At 63.9% G+C, this 22,542-nt stretch carries 24 protein-coding genes; 6 read left to right on the plus strand and 18 right to left on the minus strand.

All coding sequences use genetic code 11. The features are described 5' to 3' along the window. Positions 1–26: 26 nt before the first annotated feature. The 15 genes from AX750_RS14755 to AX750_RS14820 all read right to left on the minus strand — a co-directional run bounded on the left by AX750_RS14755 (position 27) and on the right by AX750_RS14820 (position 12,034). The gene (locus AX750_RS14755) at positions 27–1,268 is read right to left on the minus strand and encodes a type IV secretory system conjugative DNA transfer family protein (protein WP_082750825.1); all 1,242 of its coding nucleotides are present in this window, start codon (positions 1,266–1,268) and stop codon (positions 27–29) included. Further along, positions 1,234–2,328 carry a P-type DNA transfer ATPase VirB11 gene (virB11, locus tag AX750_RS14760; RefSeq protein WP_067254529.1) on the minus strand — a complete coding sequence of 365 codons (1,095 nt, stop codon included), beginning with the start codon at positions 2,326–2,328 and terminating at the stop codon, positions 1,234–1,236. Before virB11 ends, AX750_RS14755 begins: the two co-directional genes overlap by 35 nt. Beyond that, complete coding sequence (gene virB10 / locus AX750_RS14765) at positions 2,325–3,491, minus strand: type IV secretion system protein VirB10 (RefSeq protein WP_067254532.1); 1,167 nt, start codon at positions 3,489–3,491, stop codon at positions 2,325–2,327. The genes virB11 and virB10 overlap by 4 nt, the downstream gene beginning before the upstream one ends. Positions 3,492–3,501: 10 nt before the next feature. Next, complete coding sequence (virB9, locus tag AX750_RS14770; RefSeq protein ID WP_067254535.1) at positions 3,502–4,362, minus strand: P-type conjugative transfer protein VirB9; 861 nt, start codon at positions 4,360–4,362, stop codon at positions 3,502–3,504. Beyond that, positions 4,359–5,030 (minus strand): virB8 family protein, encoded by a 672-nt coding sequence (locus AX750_RS14775; RefSeq protein ID WP_067254537.1) that lies wholly within the window; start codon positions 5,028–5,030, stop codon positions 4,359–4,361. Before AX750_RS14775 ends, virB9 begins: the two co-directional genes overlap by 4 nt. Next, complete coding sequence (locus tag AX750_RS26150) at positions 5,023–5,322, minus strand: type IV secretion pathway protein (RefSeq protein WP_156450211.1); 300 nt, start codon at positions 5,320–5,322, stop codon at positions 5,023–5,025. Before AX750_RS26150 ends, AX750_RS14775 begins: the two co-directional genes overlap by 8 nt. A 62-nt stretch (positions 5,323–5,384) precedes the next feature. Continuing rightward, entirely contained in the window at positions 5,385–6,347 is a 963-nt protein-coding gene (locus AX750_RS14780) for a type IV secretion system protein (protein ID WP_067254539.1), read from the minus strand. A 1-nt stretch (position 6,348) separates the two neighbouring features. Further along, a complete protein-coding gene (locus AX750_RS14785) occupies positions 6,349–6,612 on the minus strand; it encodes an EexN family lipoprotein (protein WP_067254542.1) in 264 nt (87 codons plus the stop codon). Then, positions 6,609–7,301, minus strand: a complete 693-nt coding sequence (gene virB5 / locus AX750_RS14790; protein WP_082750826.1) for a P-type DNA transfer protein VirB5 — start codon at positions 7,299–7,301, stop codon at positions 6,609–6,611. The genes AX750_RS14785 and virB5 overlap by 4 nt, the downstream gene beginning before the upstream one ends. Beyond that, the gene (locus AX750_RS14795) at positions 7,298–9,667 is read right to left on the minus strand and encodes a VirB4 family type IV secretion/conjugal transfer ATPase (RefSeq protein ID WP_067254545.1); all 2,370 of its coding nucleotides are present in this window, start codon (positions 9,665–9,667) and stop codon (positions 7,298–7,300) included. Before AX750_RS14795 ends, virB5 begins: the two co-directional genes overlap by 4 nt. Next, on the minus strand, positions 9,660–10,001 hold the full coding sequence (locus AX750_RS14800; RefSeq protein WP_067254547.1) for a type IV secretion system protein VirB3: 342 nt from the start codon (positions 9,999–10,001) through the stop codon (positions 9,660–9,662). The genes AX750_RS14795 and AX750_RS14800 overlap by 8 nt, the downstream gene beginning before the upstream one ends. 11 nt (positions 10,002–10,012) lie before the next feature. After that, positions 10,013–10,309, minus strand: a complete 297-nt coding sequence (locus tag AX750_RS14805) for a TrbC/VirB2 family protein (RefSeq protein WP_067254550.1) — start codon at positions 10,307–10,309, stop codon at positions 10,013–10,015. A gap of 71 nt (positions 10,310–10,380) precedes the next feature. Continuing rightward, the gene (locus AX750_RS14810) at positions 10,381–10,944 is read right to left on the minus strand and encodes a hypothetical protein (RefSeq protein WP_067254552.1); all 564 of its coding nucleotides are present in this window, start codon (positions 10,942–10,944) and stop codon (positions 10,381–10,383) included. Further along, positions 10,944–11,387 (minus strand): hypothetical protein, encoded by a 444-nt coding sequence (locus tag AX750_RS14815; protein WP_067254554.1) that lies wholly within the window; start codon positions 11,385–11,387, stop codon positions 10,944–10,946. The genes AX750_RS14810 and AX750_RS14815 overlap by 1 nt, the downstream gene beginning before the upstream one ends. Positions 11,388–11,398: 11 nt before the next feature. Then, positions 11,399–12,034, minus strand: coding sequence for an acyl-homoserine-lactone synthase (locus AX750_RS14820; RefSeq protein WP_067254557.1), 636 nt, complete (start codon positions 12,032–12,034; stop codon positions 11,399–11,401). A gap of 198 nt (positions 12,035–12,232) precedes the next feature. Between AX750_RS14820 and AX750_RS14825 the strand changes: the two genes are divergently transcribed. The 5 genes from AX750_RS14825 to AX750_RS14845 all read left to right on the plus strand — a co-directional run bounded on the left by AX750_RS14825 (position 12,233) and on the right by AX750_RS14845 (position 17,312). Further along, positions 12,233–12,958 carry a LuxR family transcriptional regulator gene (locus tag AX750_RS14825; RefSeq protein ID WP_067254560.1) on the plus strand — a complete coding sequence of 242 codons (726 nt, stop codon included), beginning with the start codon at positions 12,233–12,235 and terminating at the stop codon, positions 12,956–12,958. Positions 12,959–13,194: 236 nt separating this feature from the next. Beyond that, on the plus strand, positions 13,195–14,409 hold the full coding sequence (repA, locus tag AX750_RS14830; protein WP_067254563.1) for a plasmid partitioning protein RepA: 1,215 nt from the start codon (positions 13,195–13,197) through the stop codon (positions 14,407–14,409). Between the two features lie 101 nt (positions 14,410–14,510). Beyond that, complete coding sequence (gene repB, locus AX750_RS14835) at positions 14,511–15,434, plus strand: plasmid partitioning protein RepB (protein WP_245282404.1); 924 nt, start codon at positions 14,511–14,513, stop codon at positions 15,432–15,434. 276 nt (positions 15,435–15,710) lie between these two features. Next, complete coding sequence (gene repC, locus AX750_RS14840) at positions 15,711–16,940, plus strand: plasmid replication protein RepC (RefSeq protein ID WP_067254571.1); 1,230 nt, start codon at positions 15,711–15,713, stop codon at positions 16,938–16,940. 84 nt (positions 16,941–17,024) lie between these two features. Next, positions 17,025–17,312, plus strand: coding sequence for a hypothetical protein (locus tag AX750_RS14845; RefSeq protein ID WP_067254575.1), 288 nt, complete (start codon positions 17,025–17,027; stop codon positions 17,310–17,312). Between the two features lie 399 nt (positions 17,313–17,711). On the opposite strand, the gene AX750_RS14850 is transcribed toward AX750_RS14845, so the two are convergent. Further along, positions 17,712–17,933, minus strand: coding sequence for a hypothetical protein (locus tag AX750_RS14850; RefSeq protein ID WP_067254579.1), 222 nt, complete (start codon positions 17,931–17,933; stop codon positions 17,712–17,714). 57 nt (positions 17,934–17,990) lie between these two features. After that, positions 17,991–19,157, minus strand: a complete 1,167-nt coding sequence (locus AX750_RS14855; protein WP_067254582.1) for a tyrosine-type recombinase/integrase — start codon at positions 19,155–19,157, stop codon at positions 17,991–17,993. A 218-nt stretch (positions 19,158–19,375) separates the two neighbouring features. Here AX750_RS14855 and AX750_RS14860 point away from each other — a divergent pair, with 218 nt between their 5' ends. Then, on the plus strand, positions 19,376–20,584 hold the full coding sequence (locus tag AX750_RS14860) for an RHE_PE00001 family protein (RefSeq protein WP_067254584.1): 1,209 nt from the start codon (positions 19,376–19,378) through the stop codon (positions 20,582–20,584). Between the two features lie 162 nt (positions 20,585–20,746). Here the strand turns inward: AX750_RS14860 and AX750_RS25580 are convergent, their stop codons facing one another. After that, a complete protein-coding gene (locus AX750_RS25580) occupies positions 20,747–22,369 on the minus strand; it encodes an ArsR family transcriptional regulator (RefSeq protein WP_082732797.1) in 1,623 nt (540 codons plus the stop codon). Positions 22,370–22,542: the final 173 nt, after the last annotated feature.

A 22,542-nucleotide genomic window follows, 5' to 3' on the forward strand; every position in this document is an offset into this window, starting at 1 on the left:
GGAACAGTGGCCGGTTAATTATTGGATTACCCGGCCGGTCGCGTCGGAATCTGCACATGGCCGAGTGCCGGGAACTCGTCGAGCAGCAGCAGCACGCGTCGGTTCAGCTTCGGGTTCTGCTCGGGCAGCTCGCGGCTGTTCAGATCGATGACCTGCTGGAAGAACAGGTTGAGGAGCGGCGCCATGCGGTCGAGATTGTCTGGCGTCACACCGAGAAAGATCGACATCGGCCGGGAGCGAAGCTCGCGCAAGTCGAAATCATTCTCCGATGTCGCGGCATCGATGCGCGGATTGAGCCAGAGGCCGAGCCGTGCGGTCGTCGTCTTCCGCACCGAGTTCATGGTGTTCTCGGAGGCCGACAGAAAATCGTTTAGCGCTCCGATGCAATGCGACGAGAGGGGCGCGGTGCTCTTGGCGCGCTCTTTCATGAGGCTGAGAAAATGAGCCTTCAGGTCGCTCGAGGCGGAAAGCTGCCGCAGGATCTCGCCGATGGTTAGCGGCAGGCCCGGCGTTTCGGCGACATAGCCGCCGATGGCGACGAACGCCGACCGGGCCGTCTCAAACCAGAACGGGTCGGCCCGGTTCTCGGCCGGGAAGAGCATAACCGCTATGCGCTGAAGATCGTCATAGAGATCGACCGGATCGCGCCGCACATAGGCAAGCGGGTTGTAGCGCGCGGTGCGGCCCTGCTCGTCGAGCGGATCGAACAGGAAGACCGCCTGCCCGCTCGCCTCCCGAAACCCCGCGGTGCGGTCAAAGTTCTCCTTCTTGACGTCGAGCACGACGACGGAATCCGGCCAGTTCAACAGGTTTGGAATGACATAGCCGACGCCCTTACCCGAACGCGTCGGCGCATAGACCATGACGTGCTCAGGCCCGCCGAAGCACAGGAACTTGCCGTCTTTCCGTCCGAGCAGGATACCCTGCTTAGACCTCAAACCCGCTTTGCGGATGTCGCGCTCGGTGGCGAATCGCGCTTCGCCATGCAGCGGGCGTGGTTTCGTCCGCAAGATCAGACCCATCAGTCCGAAGGCCGCGATCGTGCCGGCCAGCGTGCCAAAAGTGATCCAGCGATCGAGGCGCTCGTTCGTACCGTAATGGGGCCAGGCGATCGCAAGCTCGTTCAAGTGGAAGCCGCCGTCATGGCTGCGAAGGCCGAGCAGCAGAACATTTGAGCCGACGAACAGGAATACGGCGATGCCGGTCAGCGCGAGGGCGATCCGGAGCATCACCTTACGCGCTGGCGAGGCGCTTTCGAACGGGGTCATAGTCGATCTCCGTGATGCGGAAGCGGCCGTGCTCACGTTTCATCTGAATGACGATGTCGACGGTCTGGCGCAGCAGGTTGCGGATGTCGTCACGCGCAAGGTCCCGGCCTTCGGCGCTCTCCTTCACCAGCAGCGTCAACTGCTCGAAGGCGAGGCGCGCGGAATCGGCGTGGACCGTCGTGATCGAGCCTGGATGGCCCGAATTCACATTGCGCAGGTAGAAGAAGGCGGTCCCGTCCCGCAGCTCCTGCAGAAGGATGCGATCGGGCCGCATGCGCAGGCAGGATTCGAGCAACTCGCGCGGGCCGACCTTGGCGAGCCCTTGCCCGTCCTTGGCGTAGAGCAGACGGACATGGTTGGGCTGAGGCACCACAAGCTCGGCCGTGTCCTCGATGGTGATGAGGCGCTCGGCTGCCGGGATCTGAGCGATCAGACCCTTCGACAGTGTGGTCTTGCCCGAGCCGGTCGCACCCGAGATGATGATGTTGCGGCGGCTGCGCACGGCAAGCGCCAGGAATTCGCGCCATTGCCCGGCGTCGCGCAGGCGCACTAGCTCCGTCTCGTCTTCGGAGAGGTCGTCGCTGGTAACGCGGATGTCGGAGAACAGATTGCGCTGCTCAAAATCCTCCAGCGTCATGGTAACGGACGAGGGCTTTCGGATGGTCAGGCTGATGGTGCCTGCCGGCACCGCCGGCGGAACGACGATCTGGCAGCGCTCTTCCCCAGGCAGCGTCGTCGAGACGATCGGATGATCGGACGCGATATCCTGCCGGGTGTAGCCGGCCGCTGCCGTTGCCAGATGCATCAGATGCGCGTGGCTCAAATTGTGGAGTTCGTGCCGATGCCAGCCGCCCGCTCCTTCCGTGAATACCTCGCCCGGGCGGTTGACGACGATCTCGGTGAGGTCCGGCTGCGTCAGAAAGCGCGCGAGCGGCGTCAGATAGCGCTCGAGCACGATGCGGCTGGCGCGCCGTTCGGAAGCGGTCGGGGCGCTCGGCGTGGCAGGTGCGACGATAGCGATGCAATCGGCTGCTGCGGGCACAGGCGCGATTGCCGTCATGGCTTCGTGACCCGTGAGCCAGGGCCTACAGCGGCGTCAACGCCCGGCACCGTGCGATCCAAAATCCGCGCGCGGCTTTCGATCCGTTTCAGATCGTAGACCGAGGAGAAATCCAGATCGCGTGCGACGAAAATGTTGACGCGCTCGCCCTGGTTCTTGTTCAGTGTCGGGGGGATGTCGATCGAGCGCTCGACGGCGATGCCGGCCGCCGTGTTGGCCGCACCCGATGTGTTGCGGATCTCGATGTCAGCGTCATCGAGCTGCTGGCGGCCGACAGCGGCGGCGTCGCTGACGATTGAGAGCAGAAGCGCCGCGCCAAAGCGCTCCCAGAAATGCGTGTCGATCTCGCCGTCGAACCCGGCTCGGCCGAGCGCATCGGTCGCCGGCGAGGCGAGCGCGACGATGACACCGGTCGGGGTTTTCGCCCGCGTCCAGAGCACGAACATCCTCTTGGAGCCCTTCCGAACCTGGCCGCGATGTTCGCCGACGATCTGGGTGCCCTTTTCCATCAGCACGACGTGTCCGGAGTCCGACAGGACATCGCGCAGCACGACGCAGGAGACGAAGCCGGGCACATCCGAGGACATCGCTGTCTCAAGCACGCAGGGGATCGCCGTGCCTTGTGTCACCAGCAGATTGCGATTGGGCAGGCGCGCGGCACGCACGCCCTCGATCGTGGTGGCCTTGAGCTTGTCGGCGAGTTCGTTGCGCGGTTCGGCCCCGCCGGCGAGCAAAGGCGAACCCGGCAGAGAAGCGCCCTGCCCTGCCCCGTCGCCTGATGTTGAGCGCCCCGGCCGGTTGAAGGCGAGCACCGGCGCGCGGCGGGCGCTCTCCATCAGCTTGTCGGTTTGCGGCGGAGCGGCGGCTGGCGCGAGCTGAGGCGGCAGGACCGGCAGAGCGGCTTGCTGGACTGGCGCCGGCGCTGGCGGTTCGCGAACTGGTTCGAACGCAGTGGTCTGGCGGATGGTCGGTTTCGCGCCGCCCTGCTCGACGGGTTTTTCGGCTTTCCAGGTGCTCCAGATCACAAGGACCGAGAATGCGATCAGCGCGGCCGCGCCGATGCCGCGCTTGGCGAGCGCCCGACCCGAGCCCTCGACTGGTCCGGAAACGGGGGTGATGCCGCGTTCGCCTTCGACGCCGGATGATGCGTTCTGATCGGTCATGACATGCTCCTCAGCGGCGCCGCGCTGGCGCGGGCTGCTTTTGGGTGCGGGCGATGCTCGGACTCGTCGTGCCGGTGCCCGGGTTCACGCCGACGGCGTCAAAGGCCTCGTTGAAGATGCAAAGCACCTCGCTGCCGCGACGCAGCCGGAACTCGCGCGCGGTGGCATGCACGACGACGTCGTCGCCGCGAACGTCCTTCGGCACGAGGCTTTCCGCGCCATCCGAGCCGACCATGTAGATCGCGGGCACCTCGCGATTGCCGGCGAAGCGGAAGCTGGTGACCTTGCCGTCGTCGAACACGCCGTCGGGTTCGAGATCGGCCGGGCCTTGAGCCGAGAAGCGCCAGTTGCGCGCGCCGTATTGCTGATGGAGATCGAACGTCTGGTCGATGACCGCGCCCTCGCGCTGCTGGCTCCGCGCCTCGTACTCCGCCCGGCGGCGATCAGCCTCGTCACTGGGGTAGGAGTACTTCACCACGAAATAGCTCTCTTTGAGCGAGGCTTCCGCGATCGAGAGCTCGAACTGGTAGGAGCGCTTGCGGCCGTCGCGACGCGTCGTCACGACCTGCAAATTGGTCGGTGGATGCTTTTCGCGGGGCTTTAGGAACAGGATCGAACCCGCCGGGGCGACTTCCCAGGCGATCGAGTCTCCGATCGCGACATGCGCGATCTCTTCGTCCTCGGCAAAAATTACCTGGGTCGAGGCGCGGATAACGCCGTTGACCTTGACGACGTTCGCCGGGTCGTAAGCGACGAAGCGCACGCGCTCGTCGCGCGCGCCGGCGGTCGGGAGTTGTAGGGCAAGCGACGGCAGCCCAAGGCCGATTGCGAACAGCAAACCGCAGCCAGCTGCGATGATGCGACGGCTCATGGCGCGACCTCCGGATCGGCGCGGTACTCCGAGACCAGGAAACCGAGCGGGTTGATCAGACGATCGGTCGATGAGATCGGTGCGTTGACATAGGCGAAGGTCAGCGTCGCAATCCAATGCGTGACCTTGATCTCCTCGCCCTTCCGGCTCTCCTTCAGAAAGCGGACGGAGGCGAGGTTGTCGGCCAGCAGCGAGATCGCCTTGATCCGGACTTCTGCGACGCCGAAGCGGCCGTGCAGCACCTGCGGGCTTTCCGGGTTCGAGCCGCGATAGACGGCGGCAAAGCGCGCCTGCTCGGCCTGCGACGACAGCAGCGCTACAGTCTGAAAATTGCTCGCGGCCTCGGCTTGGCTGAAACCTTCGCGCGAGCGAACGTAGCGCCCCAGGAAATACTTGGTCACCGCCTCGTCGTAACTGCGCGGTGACGTCCCGAGCGCCGCGACAGTCTCGACGATGCCGGTCGCATTGTCGACGCGGATGACGAAGGGTTCGACCGTCTTAAGCGGCGCCAGCGCCGCAACGGCACCGACGGCGGCCGTCGCGAGCACGCAGGCCGCAGTGGCGACGAACCAGGCGAGGCGTTTCGAGCGCTGCGCCGTTAGCAGGAGATCTTGTTCCCAGCGGCGGGCATTGTCGAAGTAGTCCTTCAGATCGTCGGGCCTAACCATGACGCGTCGCCTCACTGCAAGGCCGAAACGAGCGGGCGATGTCGAAGGCAGACCAAGCAGCGGCACCATGACCGATGCCGCGGGCCGGCAACTCTGGCTGGGCCAAGCCGAGGCGTTTGACCACCGGCGTATCCGGCTTCGGTGCGGCGGGAGGGCTCGCCTCCCAATCCCAAAGCGATTTGTTCAGCGGGCGTTTGGCCGAGCCGTCGCAGGACGGTGCGCCCTTGTTCCAGCCGGCGCAGCCCGTCACCACCGTGGCCAGCACGAGGCTGGCAATCACGCGACAATTCATCGAGGCAAATCCTTCTCGGCATCCTTGCGCGGATGCGGTTGGTCCTGGTGTGGAAGGGACGTTCAGACGCGTCTGATCTCGCCACCCCGTCGTCGCTCGCGGATCCTAGCCGCCGTGCGACTGGCCGCGGTTCGCGCGCCGGCATAGGCGCCGACAGCGGCGGAGGCTGCGTTGGCGGTGATGGCGCTGGTGACAACCCGGGCCGCTAGCGAGGCGCCGCCGCCAGCGAGACCGCCCGCGATGGCGGGGAGCTGCAAAGCGATGTATGCGGCGAGACCGAGGACGGCGCTGATCGCGACCGCGCCAACGATGATCGCGCCGCCGGACGCGGCATCAGCACCGTATTTCTCGACGAAGCCTTGAACCGACGTGAGCATCAAGCCGACAAGGGCGACAACGAGCACATGCAGGATCAGGAAATTTGCAACCTGTCGTGTCCAAGCCTCAGCAAAGGGCCGCGTCGCGTCGAACAGCGCCAGAGCGATGAAGATCGGCCCGAGCGCGATGACGATCGCCAAGCCAACCTTCGCGTAGAGCAGGATCGCGAACTGCAGAAAGCCTGAAACGGCCGTGAAGACGAGAAGGATCGCGGCGATCAAAGCTGGTGCAATGTCCGTGAGGCCTGCTCGATCGTAGATCTTTTGGGCGACCTCGATCCCCTTGTTCAACAGCTTGTCGAAGGGCGCACCCGAGTTCGCATCAAGGGCCGAACCCGCAAGAGCGTTTCCAATCTCCTTTGGCAACGACGTGAAGAAGAGGTCGGTGACATATTGCTGGAAAGAACTCGCATTCGACGCGAGGAGCACGATCAGGACGAGCCTCATCGCTCGCCAGGCAAACTCCTGGATCGGCTCGGCGATCGCGCCGCGCATGACCGCAAAACCGTACAGCACGACGTAGAGGAGGACAGCGACCCGTAGCGGTCCATCGACGAAGGTCGCGAGGTTCGAGACAGACGTCGACACGAAAGTCGTGATTGGCTGCTCGAACTCCTTCAGGAACTCGTCGAAGACGTTGATCGCCATCTCAATTGCTCGCGCGCTTCAGGGCAGCGTCTCGACCCCAGATCATCACCTTGCGATTGGCTTCTTCCGCATTGCGGCAGGTGGCATCGGACCTCAGGTCGCCAGGATTGGCTCGGCAGCGCGCCAGCGCAGCTTCGTGATCGGGTGCGTTCGCGAGGAAGAAGGGCACGTCACGGATCGGCGCCGGCTTCGCGTGCTCGGCTTGCTCGTCGCCACAGCCGGAGAGAGCCATCGTCAAGAAGGCAGCAATCAGAGGCCGGCTCATTGGAGAGCAGCCTTCATTTCATCGACCAACTGGCGGCGGCGTTCCTCCGCTCGCTGGCCATCCATTTCGCTCCGCGCCTGCTGGACCATGGCGAGCCCCTGCATGCGCAGCACCTCGTTCTGCAGAAGTGCCTGCTCGGCTTGAATGCGCGCCGAGAGATCCAGCACGTCCTTCGCGTCCTTCGAGGCCGTGATCTTCTGGCGAAGCTCCTCCAGCCCATCGATGCGCTTGGAGGCGGTGTCGTATACGCTCTGGCCAATCGAATGCTTAGCGCCGGTCTGACGCGCGATGCGGTCGAGCTCGGTGCGATAGAACGAGTTCGCGTCGCCGCCCTGATAGGCGCGGTTCTGATCAAGATACCGATCGACGATGCCAGCAAGCGATCCGCCGCCGCCCGAGACCAGCTTCTCGATCTCGCCGAACTCCTTCGGCAGATGTTTCCGGAACTCCTCGCTGTTCAGGAGCGAGGCGATGTCGTTGACGTCGGTCAGCTTGTTGAAGGACTCATAGAGCTGCTTTGCCTGCGTGAGCTGCGCCTCCATCGTCTTGATCTGCTCGGTCAGCTTGCCGATCTGTTCGACATGTTTTGCGATCGCGCCGGCGTCGAACACGGGAACGCCCTGCTGGGCGAGGCCAGCCGACGGCAGTCCGGCCAAGGCCGTGGCGATCAGGAGGTGGCTTGCTCTCATCGGTCGATCCTTCTCTCGGCATGGAAGCGGGGCAGGAACGCCGTGGGGTCGTCGCCGACCTCGGCGCGAATGCGGTCGAGCAGCTCGACGGTCTCGGTGCGGCCCGACAGCACGGCGAGCGCTTCATCCATGCCGCCGAGGTCGAGCTCGGCGACGATGGACTGGCCGTTCTGTTTGACCAGGAAGCGCCGGCTCTCGGCCGAGAGTTCTTCCTTGATCAGCCAGAACTCGGTTTCGGTGAGATGGAAGCCGTCGATATAGTCCGAGCGCGTGCCGCGCGGGTTCGGCATGAAGATCTGCGTCGGGCACTGCTCGACGATGGTGTGGGCAATCGGCGACGCCAGCGCATCGCGCGGCGACTGCGTGCCAAAGACCATGACGCCGTTCTGCTTGCGGATGGTTTTCAGCTTGTCGTTGGCGAGCGCCCGAAAGGCGTCATCGCCGAGCGCCTTCCAGAATTCGTCAATGTCGATGATGATGCGGCGGCCGTCGATGAGCTGCTCGACGCGATGGAACAGCACCATCATAAGAGGCGTGCGCACGACGGGATGGTCGAGCACGTCGGTCATATCGAAGCCGATGAAGCTGGCGTCCAGCGCGATCGCGTCCTCTTCGGCATCGAGGACCCAACCGAGAGGTCCGCCATTGCACCAGCGTTCGAGCCTCGCGCCGATGCCCTCGCGATCCTGCTGCCCTAGAAACGCGCGCAGCGCCGACAACGAGCGCTCCTGGCGCGGCAGAGCGCGCATCGCCTCAAGGCTGGAATCGATGCGCTCTTCATCGACGACGGAGAGCGCCCTGCCCTCGAGCGTGACGAGCTTGCGGATGAGATCGCCAAGGAAGGCGAGATTGGCCGGGGTCAACTCGAGCGCCTTCAACGGCGCGCAGCCGGTGGGCACGCCATTCTTGAGCGTGAGATAGGTGCCGCCCGAGGCGCGGACGAAAATTTCGGCGCCGCGGTCCTTGTCGAACATGACGCGCTGGCAGCCGAACTTTTCCGCCTGGGCGAGCAGGAAATTCTGCAGCACCGTTTTGCCGGAGCCTGACGGCCCGCAGATAAAAGTGTTGCCTAGATCGCCCGCGTGGAAGGAGAAGTGATAGGGCGAGCCCGACGCCGTCTTCAGCATCGCGACTGACGGCCCCCAATGGTTGCCGACAGATTTGCCGGCCGGATGGCTGTGAAATGGCGACAGCGCCGCGAGATTGCGCGAGGTGATCGCACCCGATCGCGCGCGATGCTTGAACAGGCCGGGCATCTGCGCCCAGCAGGAAGCCTCCAGCCCAAGATCCTCACGCGCGACCACCGCGCCGGCCTCGGCGAGCACGCGGCGCGCCTGTGCCATCGTCTCCAGCAAAGTTTTTGGGGTCTCGGCGCGAACCAGCAGCGACAGATGGTGGTCGCCCATGACGAAGCGGTTGGATTCCAGGTCGTCCAGCGCATCGTTAAGGTCGTCGATCTGGGAGGCGGCGACATCCTGGGTCGAGACGAGCTGGTTCTGCTTTCGCGTCAACACCTTCTTGGCGTCGGCCTTCGAGAGGAAAGCGAAGCTTTGCGAGAGCACGAATTCGAACGGGGCCGAGAGCAGGCCGTTCAGCATACCGGGCCTGGTCGAGGCCGGGTATTCCTTCAGCCCGAACATGCCGGAAAACAGCGAGCCTCCTGCCGCGCGAACTTCGATCGCTTCGCGGCCGAAGATGACGCGGTTGGTATAGATCGCCGACCCGATCCGGCCTTGCGGCAAGGCGGTCGGCAGATCCTCGCTGGACGCCAGCAGATGCAGGAGCCGCATCGGCTCAGAGAACAGCAGGCCGTTCTTTTCGACGAGGCCGAGTTGAGTGGCCCCATAGCGACCGAGCGCGGCGGTGATGTCCCGTGCGGCATCGTTCAGCCGCTTCAGCGCGGCGGCATCGACCTCCCCTCCCCCGCGACGCGCTTGGCCGAGACGGGAGACGAAGCCGACGGCGGCCTCCGCCCGATCGCGGCCGGGGTGGGCGACGATGGTGAGGTAGAGCTCGTTGCGGAACAGCTTTGTGCACTGGAGCACCTCGCGATAGCCGACGTCGAGATCGCGCGCGAAGGCCGAGGAGAATTCGCCCTCAGGATAGCCGGTATCTTGCCGCCGGATCAGATGCGTCCAGATCGCCAGCCGATCGTCGGCCAGATTGCGCAGCGTGAGATTGAGTTTGGCGTGCAGATCATTGAGGTCGCCGATATCGGCAGTCTCGAAGGCGATGCCGTCGAGGCGGATCGTCGTCATCAGCGCCCGCGTCGAGAGGCTGATCACGGTCTCGGTCACATGCCGGACGTAGGGCAGATGAACGTCGGGCTCGATCTCGCGAGCCATTAGGCGGGCGGCGTCAGCCATGGGCGACCTCGTGAGCCGTGAAGCGGCGCACCAGACGCAAGGGCGTCGGCGACGACCCGCCCCAGAACGAGCCATTGCGAGCGCGGCCGCGGGTCTCGAGCCAGGCGACGAGCAGGCGGAATTGGTTGGGATCGTGCCGGCAGATGACGCGACAGATCAGGTGGATCGGCAAGGCGATCAGCCCGTAGACGATCGAGCCCGCCATCAGGAACAGGATGCAGGAGGCCATCACATTAATGGCCATCGCCTCCATCGTGACGCCCGCGATCATCGCAGGCCTCGTGCAGGCTAGGAACAGCGTGTCTTCGGCCAGACGCTCGGGCTCGTTCGTCATAGCGGCTACGCTCAGGTACCGCCGGTAAGCGTCGAGACGACCTCGGAGGCGCCGAAGACGATAGCGACGCCGAGCACGACATAGGCGGCTTTGCGCAGATCGAGATAGCCGAACATCCAGGCGATACCGACGATGATCACGGCGAGCGTCGCCAGCAGGCGCGCGACATTGCCGGTCAGCATCGTAACGATGTTTTGCAGCACGCCCTCGATGTTGGCGGTCTGTGCGAGCGCAGGCTCGGCCGCGAAAAGAACGAGCGCAGCCGCGATAGCGGTCGGTGCGGCGAGTGATCGAAACGGGAGGGGCATTCGTGGTCTCCAAGGCAAGGGTGTCCGACGCCGCACATCCTGTGCAATCGGCGAAAGGGTTTTGGATTGGGTCAGCGGCTGTAGATCAGCAGCGAGGAGCCGCGCTTCGCGCCGTAGACGTTCCAGGCCGGTGGGTCGTTGGTCGATGCGACCTCCTCTTGCGGAGGGCCGGACACGGTCTCCAACTCCGACGCGGTGTCCGGCTTGGCCGCAACGGCGGCAAGTGCTGATCTCGGAGTGGACTTGAAGGACGCTCGCGCGCGTCCATCCGCGGCTGTATCGTCAAGGCCGCCCGATACAAGCTTCGCCTTCCGCTCCTGAAACATTCGGCCGACGCCAGCAATGTGCTCGCACGGGTCGAATGCCGCTGAGATTGTGAGCCCGGCCGCTTTCAGATCGGCGGCATCGAGTTGGGCCAAGCCGATCCGGACCGGCTGTCCCGCAGCGGCCGCTTCGCTGGTAAGCGCGATGGCCTCAGGCTTCGAACCGGCCAGGACCCGCACCGCTCGCTTTCCCGCGATAGTGACCAGCAGGGGCTGGAACTCGCTCGCCTGGCGCATGATCGCGGCAACCGGCCGCGCCAGCATTGGCGCGGTGCAGCGGTCGACCAATGTCGTGATGTCAGCGGCCTCCATCAGAATCGCACTCGCGTGCTGACGCCATCTGCTCCGGTGACGTCGATGAAATTGGGTTGGGCGCGATGGCGGACCGCCTGGACGTCATGCGGCTCGCAGGCGTCGTCGGCGCGGTCGCAGTTCCGAACCGGCTTGCTCGACACACAGGCCGGTTGACTTGCACCATCGCGCCCAAGCTCGCGCAGGACGTAGCCATCCTGGCATGGCTCATACGGGTCGTAGCCGATCGGCGAGGCGCTCGATCCCGCACCTGAGCAGGTCGGAAAGGCCCCTCCCCGCTTCAGATGCGACCAGAGCCGCGTCACCGGCGGAACGCACGCCGCGTATTGCGTCGGCCCGCCTGGATTGGCGAGGCACAGCAGAACGGTGCAGCCCCAGTCGTCGGCGCGGCTAGAAATGGCCGAGAGGCTGATAATCCCGGCAGCGAGCGCGGTCCTGATCATTTGCGGAGCCATCACGCGGCCAACGGCAGCGGGATGTCGATCGGAAGCGTAGGCGCGATCAAGCCGCCGTTGCGTCGAATCGCAGTCAGCGCATCCTGCTCGATCGGCAGCAAGCCTGCGACGGCGGTGGTCGATCCGATCCGCCGCGGCGCGCCGATACGCGCAAGGGTCCATCCCGCGCGCCGCAGAATGCGCTCCATGCGCCGATCCGTCACGGTCGCGATCGACGCCAGTCCCCTCGCCTCTCCCCATTCAAGCATGGCGGCGAACAGCATGAACGTCGCTTGCCGCAGACCGCAATCGGTCTTGGCGTCGGTCGCTTCGGTATCGACGCAGAAGCGCGAGCTTTCCGCGACAAGTTCGGAGTGCGGCGCTGGACCGCCGTCGAGCAGCTCCGGAAACGTGTCGGCCAGCATGTTCGGCCCTGTCGTCGGCAGCAGCCGCACGCAGCCCAGAACTGCACCGCGATCGGCGACGACCAGGTAGCGCACATCCAATGTGTCGTAGCGATCCATCTCGAGATCGCTCGTGGTCGAGACCGACCAGTCGAGCCGATCCTTGAACACTTTTCGCCTCAGCCGATGCATGCCCATCAGCAGTGAGATGTTGGCGCCATATCCGGCGCGGGTCAGTTCGACGACCTGCATGGCCACCTCCGAATCGTTGATCTGGAGCCAACCAATCAGACGCAGGCTCTGAACGAACCTGTCGGATCTGACAGGGTGGATTCGCTCAAAGGTTGTGGCCGCGCTATCGCCATATCTTTCCGGCAAATGCCATCCGCATCGATCGCGAGAGGATCATCAGGCGCGTGAAGCAAGGCGCCGCAACACAACGGAGACCCGATGAAATCGGTGGAAATGGCTTATCAAGAGCTGGTCGACGGTCTGCACTCGTCGGACGCGGAAGCGGAGTTCGGGCGCGTCGGCCAACGTGTCGCCGAGAGCATGGGGTTCCGGTACTTCGCCTATCTCGGCTTTGGCGAAGCCGATCCAGTCTTGATCTCGTCCTATCCCAAGCGCTGGAGCGAGCATTATTTTGCGGAGGGCTACCAGGACGTCGATCCCGTGGTCGCCTTCGCTCGAAGCGGGCGCGCAACACTGCAGTGGACCCGCGAAGCCGCGCGTCAGTTTCCGCTGCGCGCCCAGAAGCGCCTTTTCGACGACGCAGACGAGTTTGGCATCCGCCATGGCGTCTCTGTCGCGATCGCCGGCGGCTTCAATCGGTTCGCCGCCTTCACCTTCGCGGTCGACGAAGTCAGCTCAGCTCATGGGAGGATGGTCACCGAAGCGAACGACATCGTCCAACTGATCGGGCTGACATTTCACGCGCACGCCGATGCGAAATTGGGGCTGCGGTCTCCGCCCAATGACGCGGTGCCGTTGACCCAGCGCGAGAGGGAATGCCTCACATGGGCTGCTCGGGGAAAATCGATGGAGGCGACCGCCATGATCATGGGGATCACGCCGCGGGCGATTAAGTTTCACCTTGATAACGCCCGGGCGAACCTCGGAGCGGAGACGTTGCCGCAGGCTGTCGCCAATGCGCTCAAAGCACGGTGGATTGCCTGATCGGTTTCAACAATCTCCCATTTGCGCTCGAGCTGAAGGCACGGCCTCCAGAACGTAAGCACCTGAGAACCTATTCTAATTCCTCGGGGCGGACGTGAAATGGACCACGTCGTCCAGCGCCATTAAGTATCTGTTAACCTTAAATCTCTGGACGGCAGGCGAGAATCATGGCCAACATTTGTCGGGCGTAGGGCGATAAAACGTACCTAGCCCGACAATGGGGTTCAGAATCGACAATGATGCCGCAGGCGTTGACCACAATGCAGGGCGAGGATCCTGCGGACAAGATCGTCCGGCACGCCGGCATGCTCTCGGATCATCTGCAGGCACGGCGCAAGCAGATGTATCCGCCCAACGCGCAAAAGAGCCTCAGGCATTTCATGATACATGAAGTGTCCAGGCTGACGTCGATTCCTGAGTCGACCCTCAAGCTGATGTCGAATGAAGGCAAGGGCCCCGTCCCTGCCCGGCTCGAGAACAATCACCGCGCCTACACGCTGGCGCAGATCAACGCGCTTCGCGCGTTGTTCGCAGCGCAGCGCCCCGCTGAAGCCTTACGATTCCTGCCGCATCGGCGAGTCGGAGAGCATTTGCAGATATTGGCCGTCGCCAATTTCAAGGGCGGCAGCGCGAAGACGACGACGAGCGCCCATCTGGCGCATTACCTGGCGTTGCATGGCTATCGCGTTCTGGCGATCGATCTCGATCCGCAGGCGTCTCTGTCGGCGATGTTCGGCGCGCAGCCTGAAATGGATGTGCAGCACAACGAGACGATCTACGCCGCTCTTCGATACGACGACGAACGCCGCCCCATCGCGGAGATCATCCGGCCGACCTATTTCAGCGGGATCGACCTGATCCCGGGAAACATCGAGGTCATGGAGTACGAGCACGAAACGCCGCGCTTCCTTTCGAAACGCCAGGCTGGTTCGGACGGCATCTTTTTCGAGCGCCTTCGGCTCGCTCTGGCGGAGGTGGAGGACGATTACGACGTCGTCATCCTCGATACGCCGCCATCGCTAGGGTTCTTGACGCTGGGCGCCATCTACGCGGCGACCGGGCTGCTTGTGACCGTGCACCCCGCGATGCTCGACGTGATGTCGATGAGCCAGTTCCTTCTGATGATGGGGGACCTGATCTCGGTGATCCGCGACGCCGGAGCCACGATGAGCCAAGATTTTCTGCGCTACGTGGTGACGCGGCACGACCCGATGGACCAATCGCAGGTCCATGTCGTGACCATGCTTCGCCATCTCTTCACCGAGGACGTTCTCACATCAACCGCGGTTGAAAGCGCGGCCATCGAGACGGCGGGCCTGGCGAAGCGCACGTTGTACGAGCTCGAGCCTGGCAACATCTCAGCAGCGACAGCCAAACGCGCGCGCGAGTCCGTCGATGCTGTCAACGACCAGATCCTCAGCCTGATCAAGCAAAGCTGGGGCCGGACATGATGGGCAAGCGTGCCGGCGGAAAATCGATCCTGGCGAACTTCGGCTCCTTCTCCCAGCCCGACACAGCGGTTCCGGATGTGCCGGGTGCGGACGCCGGTCCAATGGTGGCGCAGCCGCTGGCCCGGGTTGGGGCGGGCGTGATCGGAGCGACACAGCGCTCGCTCACCGAGTTGCGGGAAGAGCGCGACCGCCTCAAGGCGCTTGTCGATGCCGGCGGCGGAGTGGATATCGATCCCAAGCTGATCGACCCCTCCCCTTTCCCCGACCGATTGCCAGATGACGATGATCTCGAATTCGCGGCGCTAAAGACGCTGATCTCGGAGGAGGGTCAGAAGGTCCCGATCCAGGTTCGCCGGCACCCATCGCATGAGGGCCGCTATCAGGTCGTTTATGGGCATCGTCGGTGGCGGGCTGCATCCGATCTCGGGATCAAGGTCAAGGCGACGGTTCTCGCGCTGTCGGATGTCGAGCTCGTCGTCGCCCAAGGCATCGAAAATGCCGCGCGCCAGGATCTGAGCTGGGTCGAACGCGCGCTGTTCGCCAAGCGCATGGATGATGCGGGGATCAGGTCGCGCGATGTCCGAGCCGCTTTGTCCGTGGACGATCCGGAACTGGCAAGGTTTCGAGCGGTTTCCCGGGCCCTGCCGGTTGAGATCATCGAAGCGATCGGTCGGGCGCCGAAGGTTGGGCGTCCTCGCTGGACGGCGCTGGCAGATGCGATCGGCAACGACACCTCGGCTCTCGATAGAGTCAGGAAGGCCTTGTCAGATGACAAGGTCTCAGCGCTTCCGTCGGACGAGCGGTTCAAAGCGGCGTTGGCCGCGGTAACGCCGCCCGTCGCGCGACCGCGCCGGGAGATGAAGCTCAGGAGCCCGGCTGGCAGGGTCGTCGGCAAGGCGATGTTTTCGAACGACGACGTCCGATTGTCGGTCGCATCCGGTCACGGTCAGGCCTTCAGCGATTTCCTCGAAGGGGAGCTGCCGGGACTCATGGAGCGATTTTTTGCCCGAGAGGGCGAGGCGTGATTTCAGCGACCTGCGAAAAGCTTGTCATCTGACAAGGTCGAGCAGGGCGATGGAGGCGGCGAAGGCCTTGGCTGAAGCCGGATGATGGTGCAACAAACTAAGAGGTAGCCAAGGCAAAAAGAAAGGCCCCCGAAACAGCGTCTCGGAAGCCCCTCTCGTTAGTCTGGCGACAATGAGAATCCCACTTCCGCGAATCACAGTCAAGAGTCTCCGTGAGGAGATTGGACGCCGTTTTGGTGCGCGCTCTCGCTTTGCCTAAAGCTGAAGGGCAAAACCATGACGCGACTATCCGTAACGACGCCTTTTGGGCGGCGATCGCTGACTCTTGCCCATGTGGCAAGTCAGGTGGTCGCGAAAGCACGACCGCCGGAGAAGGCGGTCCACAAATGGAATATCTTCCGTGCGATCTGCACCGCCAAGAACGCGCTGGGCGTCCCTGAGCGGGCGCTGGCCGTCCTGGACGCTTTGCTGTCCTTCCACCCTGAAACCGTCCTCACCGGCGAAGGCCTCATCGTCTTCCCATCGAACCACCAGCTCTCCTTGCGGGCGCATGGCATGCCCATGGCGACGCTCAGGCGCCATCTGGCGGCTCTGGTCGATGCCGGGCTGATCGTCCGGCGCGATAGCCCCAACGGCAAGCGCTACGCCCGCAAGGGCAGGGCAGGGGAGATCGAGTTCGCCTTTGGCTTCGATCTGGCGCCGCTCGTCGTGCGAGCTGAGGAATTCGAAGCTCTCGCGGCCGAGGTCGCGGCCGAAGCTCGGGCGCTGCGCCTGGTCCGTGAGCGCATCACGATCTGCCGGCGCGACATCGCAAAAATGATCGCGACGGGGATCGAGGAAGGCGTTCCGACACAGGCAGGTGGGCAGGGGCCGGCCGACTGGGCCGAGATACACCAGCTCTATCGCGGCATCATGATCCGGATTCCGCGCATCGCTACGCGGCAAGCCCTGGAGCCAATCGCCGACGAACTCTCGCTCTTGGCCGACGAAATCCTCAACCTCCTGGAAACGCATATCAAAACTCAAAAAATGAGCGGCAATGAGTCTCAGAATGAGCGTCACATACAAAATTCAAATCCAGACTCCCCTGTTGAACTTGAACCTCGCTTTCCAGAAAGCAGGGGGGTTGGTTTGGAGATCGTGCCGGAACCGAAGCGGGTGCCGGATGGGACGTTCCCGCTGGGCATGGTTCTGGACGCCTGTCCCGACCTCATCGACTATTCGAAGGGCGGAATCGCCAATTGGCGCGACTTCTTGGCGACGGTTGCCGTCGTCCGGCCGATGCTCGGGATCAGCCCAAGCGCCTGGGAGGAGGCGATTGGCGTCATGGACGAGGTCCAGGCCTCGATCGTGGTGGCGGCGATCCTGCAGCGCGGCGAGGCAATATCCAGCGGCGGCGGCTATCTGCGCGAACTGACACGAAAGGCGCAAGCGGCGGAGTTCTCGCTCGGGCCGATGCTGATGGCGCTGATCGGCAGCCGCAAGCGCGAAAAGAAGCGGGCGTGATCGTGATGCAGCGCTGCCACGCTCTGTCTGGATGTTTTGCTCAGGGCTATCGCGGCCTTGCAGACTCCGCCGCGAGGGCTTGTGATGCTCGCAATGGCCAAACTGTCCCGAGCAATACTGACCGTGCTGCTCTCCGGTCGCCACGCGGCACTCGGTGGCCGCTTTGCCCGCGAAAGGGCCGCCAATCTGGCGCGGATCGCGGCGGCCTATAGCCGGGCCGAGCTCGAGGCGGAAAAAGGCATTGGGCCCGCGCGGGCGACCGCGGTCGAGGTCTGGCTGGAAGGGCAGGGACTTTCGCTTCGCGCCGAGCAAACGTGTTCGATGTCTGCGATCGCTGGCACGGAGCAAATTGTTGGGTCGGCAGCGCGATGACGGACATCAGTTTTTGCCCTGCGACCATGTGCCCGCTCTTCGCGGCCGACGGGTCGAGCTGGAGCGGAGCGATAAATGCGCCATGCGAGCGCGAGGGTTGCCGTTGGTTCGACGGACAAGTCTGTCAGGCCGGGCGTGTGGCGACCGGAGAGGTTGCGATGGCGTCAGCCGGGGAAGGGGGGTCCTGGCCGCGATTGAACGATCCGACGCGTCGTCGGGATTTTGATTGTCCGCGAGCGCATCACTGCACCTGGCAACAGCAGTCGCCGGGTGGTTTGTGCGCTCCGCGTCGCGCCCTGGCGCATGGTCTCGATCCCCGGCACTGCCGTTAGGTGGCTACCCCTTCGATGACCGCTGTTCGTGGCGCAGAACGGCCTCAGCCCGCCGCGCCTTCTCCTCCTACCAGCGGGCTTCGACCTGGTCGGCGATCAGATTTTTGTCGATGATGACGATGCGCAGCATGCCGAGCTTGAACGAGACCTCCGACAGCAGCGACAGCTCGTCTTCGGACAGGTCGTAGGCGCCGCCATCGAAGACGGGTACCAAGGCCGCCTTGGCCGCATCGACGGCTTGGTCGAGCTGCGCGCAAAAACGCTCTCGTTTGTCGTCGCTCATCGGCATGGCCGTGTCTCTCGTGGCTGTCCGGAAGCATGCAGGCTGTCGGACCCGAAAGGAAGCTCATACCGCCAGCCGCGCGGCCTTGCCCAGCGCCTGGTCGGCATCGTTGTAATAGCGCGCGGCCTGCTGGACCGAGCGATGCTGGGACTGGCGCATCGCGGCGGGCAGGGCGACGCCGTTGCGGGCCGCCTCGGTGAGATAGCCCGAGCGCAGGCCATGGGCGGAGAACTCAACTGGATCAAGCCCGGCCATGGCGCAGCGCCGTTTCAGGATCAGGTTGATCGCCTGAGGAGTCAGCGCGCGATCGTTGATCGCCTCCCATTGATCGATAGCCCGGAACACCGCGCCCTTCTTGACATCGGCCCGCTCGATCCACTCGCGCAGCGCCGTGACGGGCGCCCCGATCAGCAGGACGCGAGCGTCATCGTCCGCTTGGGTGTTCTTGGTGCGCCCGAGCGCGATCGCCATGCAGGGCAGGCGCGGCGAATCCTTATCATCGGGATCGAGCAGCACATCCGGCTCGACGGTGAGCTGCTCGAGGCGTAGCCGCGCGACCTCGCTGCGCCGGCGCCCACCCGAGCCGAAGGCGACGAGCAGGATGGCGAGATCGCGGGTGTCGGCGAGGCGGTCGGTTTGGCAGGTCGCGATCAACCGGTCGAGGATGTCGCGGGTGATGGCGCGCTTGCTCTTGCGCCGGCGCGGTTCTGCGCTGGCCCGGACCGCCAGGCGCATACCCGTCCGGATCGCCGGCGTGCCGAGCGGGCTCTCAAGACCCTTCCAGCGATGCAGGGTCGCCCAATGCGCCAGGCGGCGCTTCACGGTCGAACTCGCGTGGGGCCCGTCGCTGCGCAGATGGTCGCCGGCGCGCAGGGACGCCTCGACGTCAGCCGGCATGCCGTGCGCGGTATCCTCGGCCCGTCGCGCCGGATCCCAGAGATGATGGGCGATAAATTTCAACACCAACGCCTCCGGCGCCGGCCAGGGCAGGGCAAACCCTGTCGCAGCAAGCGACCAGGCTTCGAGATAGGCCAGATCCGAGGCCAGCGCGCGCAGCGAGTTTTCGCCCATGCCCTCGCGGGCCAGGTGCCGCAGCGTCGCGACATCGTCGTCGGTCAGGATTTGCGCCAGCTGATCGCGGCGCTCCAGCGGCAAGATGCCGGAAAGCGCGTCGAGCTGCAGCGCGCGCCGCGTTTCTGTCTCGGCCGAGAGCAGGGAGGTCGAGGTCACGGGCGCTCCTGCTGCGGCTTGCGAGGGCCGATCTCGTCGACCGGAGGCCCGGCTGACGTCGCCGGCGGGCTTTTGGACCGCCAGAATCGTCGATTTGCAAGGCTATGTCCATCACTATCGATAAGAGGTAATTATCGATAGTGATGGATACGTACTAAATGATGTCGATGTGAAACAAGTTTATGGCTATTTAAATTGGCTGTGATAGTTCTCTGGATGTGAAATCAATTAGGTACGGACTCCCGCACACCCAGCGCCAAGCCCTGGTTTGCGACTGCGCCGCAGCCGCGGAGGCCGCGGCGGTCGCGCTCGCTCGCTTCGACGAGCGCTTGCTCCGCGCCGAGGCCGTCCTGGGGGAAGGAGCACGCCAGCGCGGCCACGCCTTCGAAGCCCAGGCCCTGATTGGGCTCACCGGCGGGCTGTGCCCGCTCGAAGATCTCGTCCTGCACGACGCCGGCATGGATGTGCGCAGCCCGACGCGCGAGCTCGCGCGGGCCGCCGCCATGCTCGACGAACGACGGCGCCTGGCGCGGCGCGAGCCGGCCGAGATTTTGAGCGAGAGCGCCCTGCGACTGCGGCTCGGGATCGAGGGGCCACCGGAACCAGGTCGGCCTGGCAGGGCGACGACCCCGTCGGGGACCGTGAAACAGCTCGCAGCGCCCTGGGACCGGACCGATCGTGAAGACGACGAGGAGGACCAGGCCGACGAGGATACCCTCGACCTTGAGGAAGAGGAGGAGGACGATCACGCCGATCCGGCCTTTGCCGAAATCGACGCATTGTTGGTCCGGACGCGAAAAAAGCTCGATGCCTGGAACGATCTGTCCTCCGAGGAGGGTCGCAAAAACCTGACCTTGCGCGATCCCGGCTATGACGCCGCCGGGCGGTTCGCGCGCTGGCTCGCCATTCTGGAGGAGGGGAGGGGGCTGCCGGCCGCGCTTGCCGCCGCGCTCGCGCTCGATGCCTGGCTCTGGCTCGAGCCGTCGGACCGCGCGGGCGAACTCGGCTTCGCGTTCGCGGCGACCGTGTTGCGCCAGCGGGGTTTATGTTCGGCGCATTTGCCGGCGCTTGGGCTGGGGCTCAGGCGGGGACGGTTTCGGTGGAGCCCGCATTTGGCGCTCAACTCCCGGATCGCGGGGCTGCTCGGCGCGTTTGGTGAGGCGGCGGCGTTCGGGCAGGGCGATCTCGATCGGCTCTCGCTGGCGCGGAGCGTGATGCTGCGGAGGTGTGAGGGCCGGCGGGGGAATTCGAAATTGGCGGAGTTGGTTGACGTGTTCGTCGCGTCTCCGCTGGTTACCGTGCAACTCGCGGCGGCCCGGCTAAAAGTGACGCCGCAGGCGGTCGAGGCGATGCTGAAGGAGCTCGGCGGCAGCCTGCCGCGCGAACTCACCGGCCGGAAGCGCTACCGGGCCTGGGGGATCATGTGATCCGTCGCGCTAAATTCTCTCGCTCAATCGAACGGCGGAGTAGCCGTTCCCAGCAGAGAAGCACAGGCGCTGATGCCAAGTGTAGAGCGCCATTCGGTCGGGTACCTAACGTCCCAACAAGCCGCGACTGCACGGCAGGATGAGCAATCGCGATTTCGGAGATCAAGCGCTTGCTGACATTCCATTGTTGAACGGCGCGCGCACAAACTGCGAGTTGTTGTCGTACTGGCGACGCACGACCTCGGTCCCCACGCCGAAATGGCGGGCGATCGCGTTCATCGGCTTGTCTTCCTTGTGCACCATCGAAATTATAGCTTCGGAAGGAGCGAGGAGCTCCGCGGCGAAGGCGCGACCCAGGGCTTGGCGCTCCGTGTAAAGCTCCGTGACGCACGATTTGCGGCTTCCATACGCGATGTAATCCCCAATTGCCCGGGCCATCACGAATGTCGATCCCACAGGGCCTCTGTCCGAAGTCAGTAGTATCGGCTCGCCATTATTAAGGCCCTGAAAAGCGAGAAGTGATCCAGGCGGATCCGAACTAAGCGATATTCCCTCATCCGCGCCCATCTGCTTGGCCAATCCATTCAGGCCGCCAAACGCTGTATCGCAAGCCAACCCAATCTTCTTCCGAACGGCTTTCGCAAGCGAAATCCCAATCTTGTACGGGCGGTTTGCCTCCATGTTGGCTAACAACAGGCATTCCTTGCGCAATTCGGGAAGCCGCGGAAGTCGGTTTCCCTGCCCCGCGGCTTCCATCTCGCGCGCAACCCATTCCCGACCAGCATTCAAATCCTCCCCCAACACGGCAGAGGCGAAATCGAGCCGAACATCCTCGTCATCGATGTACTCGACGAGCTCGCGCACAGAGACAGCGGCTTGTTCCGACAAGGCAGTGGGGATCAACCCAAGAGCTCCAGCGGTCCGAGCGAACTGATACTCGTTCGGGTAAGATCGCGTCTCTTCGATTTGGCTCACATTGGACTCAAGTGGGCGATCGTAGCGCCCCCGTGAACGCAGCATTAAGACCACTGGCTTCGCCAGCGAGTCTAGCAGGAGATTCTCAAAATCGGTGGTCGAGAAAATGGCTGCGACCGCTGGCGCCATATCGGGTTCAGAGCGGCTCAGCAGCACCTCGACATTACGACCAGTCGACTTAAATGAGCAGGCAGCCAGCTTTCCTCGCGTGCTTCTGAACACCCCGACGTGATATGGGGCATCGGCGCGATAGATGACGCGCCACCAATTATGAGTGAGGTGTCCGACCTCTTTGACAATGTCGACATCGTACGTCCCCTCAAATGAACTTCCGTCTCGAATTCGGGCATTCAAGGTGAATGAACCTTGGATAAAATCTCGGTCCAGGACAGCAGGTGTGTCAGGGGACGCAGACACCCCGAGTTCAAAAGCGCGGCCGTCCGTTCCTTCGCCATCCACTCTTGGAGAAGGCACAGGTTGAGGCACCAGCCGGAATTGCTGGAGCTTTTCCAGCCCAAGCGTCGTGAGGCGCGGGATGGCAACCCGCCCTGACGTTTCGATCTCCACAAGTCCCGCAGAAGCGAGCGCACTTAGGGAACGGCTCACGTTGGGCTGTGCTTTGCCCGCAAGCTCTGCGAGCTGCCCGATCGAGCCCGGCTCCTCTTGGGCAATTAGGGTCAAGAGTTCGCGGTGCGAAGGCACAGATATGGCTTTTAGCCAATCCAGATTGTCTTCGGTCCGCTCCGCCTTCGCGGAGAGCTTTGCGAGGATGCGATCCCGCAGTGCATTTCCGGAAATGACGTTACTCATGGGTTTTCCTCTACAAAATCAAACGCTTCACCCTTTGACTCACAATAAGTAGCAGCTCGCTCGAAGCCGTCTTGAATCAGGGTTGAGGCGCTGATGAAGTCATATCTAATCCGACGATTGAGGTCGTGTCCCTGCTGGTGGTGTAGCTTCGCAGAGCCACCGCGTGCCGGCTT

Origin of the sequence: Methylobacterium sp. CCH7-A2 (assembly GCF_001557075.1) — a bacterium.
Lineage (GTDB): Bacteria > Pseudomonadota > Alphaproteobacteria > Rhizobiales > Beijerinckiaceae > Allobosea > Allobosea massiliensis.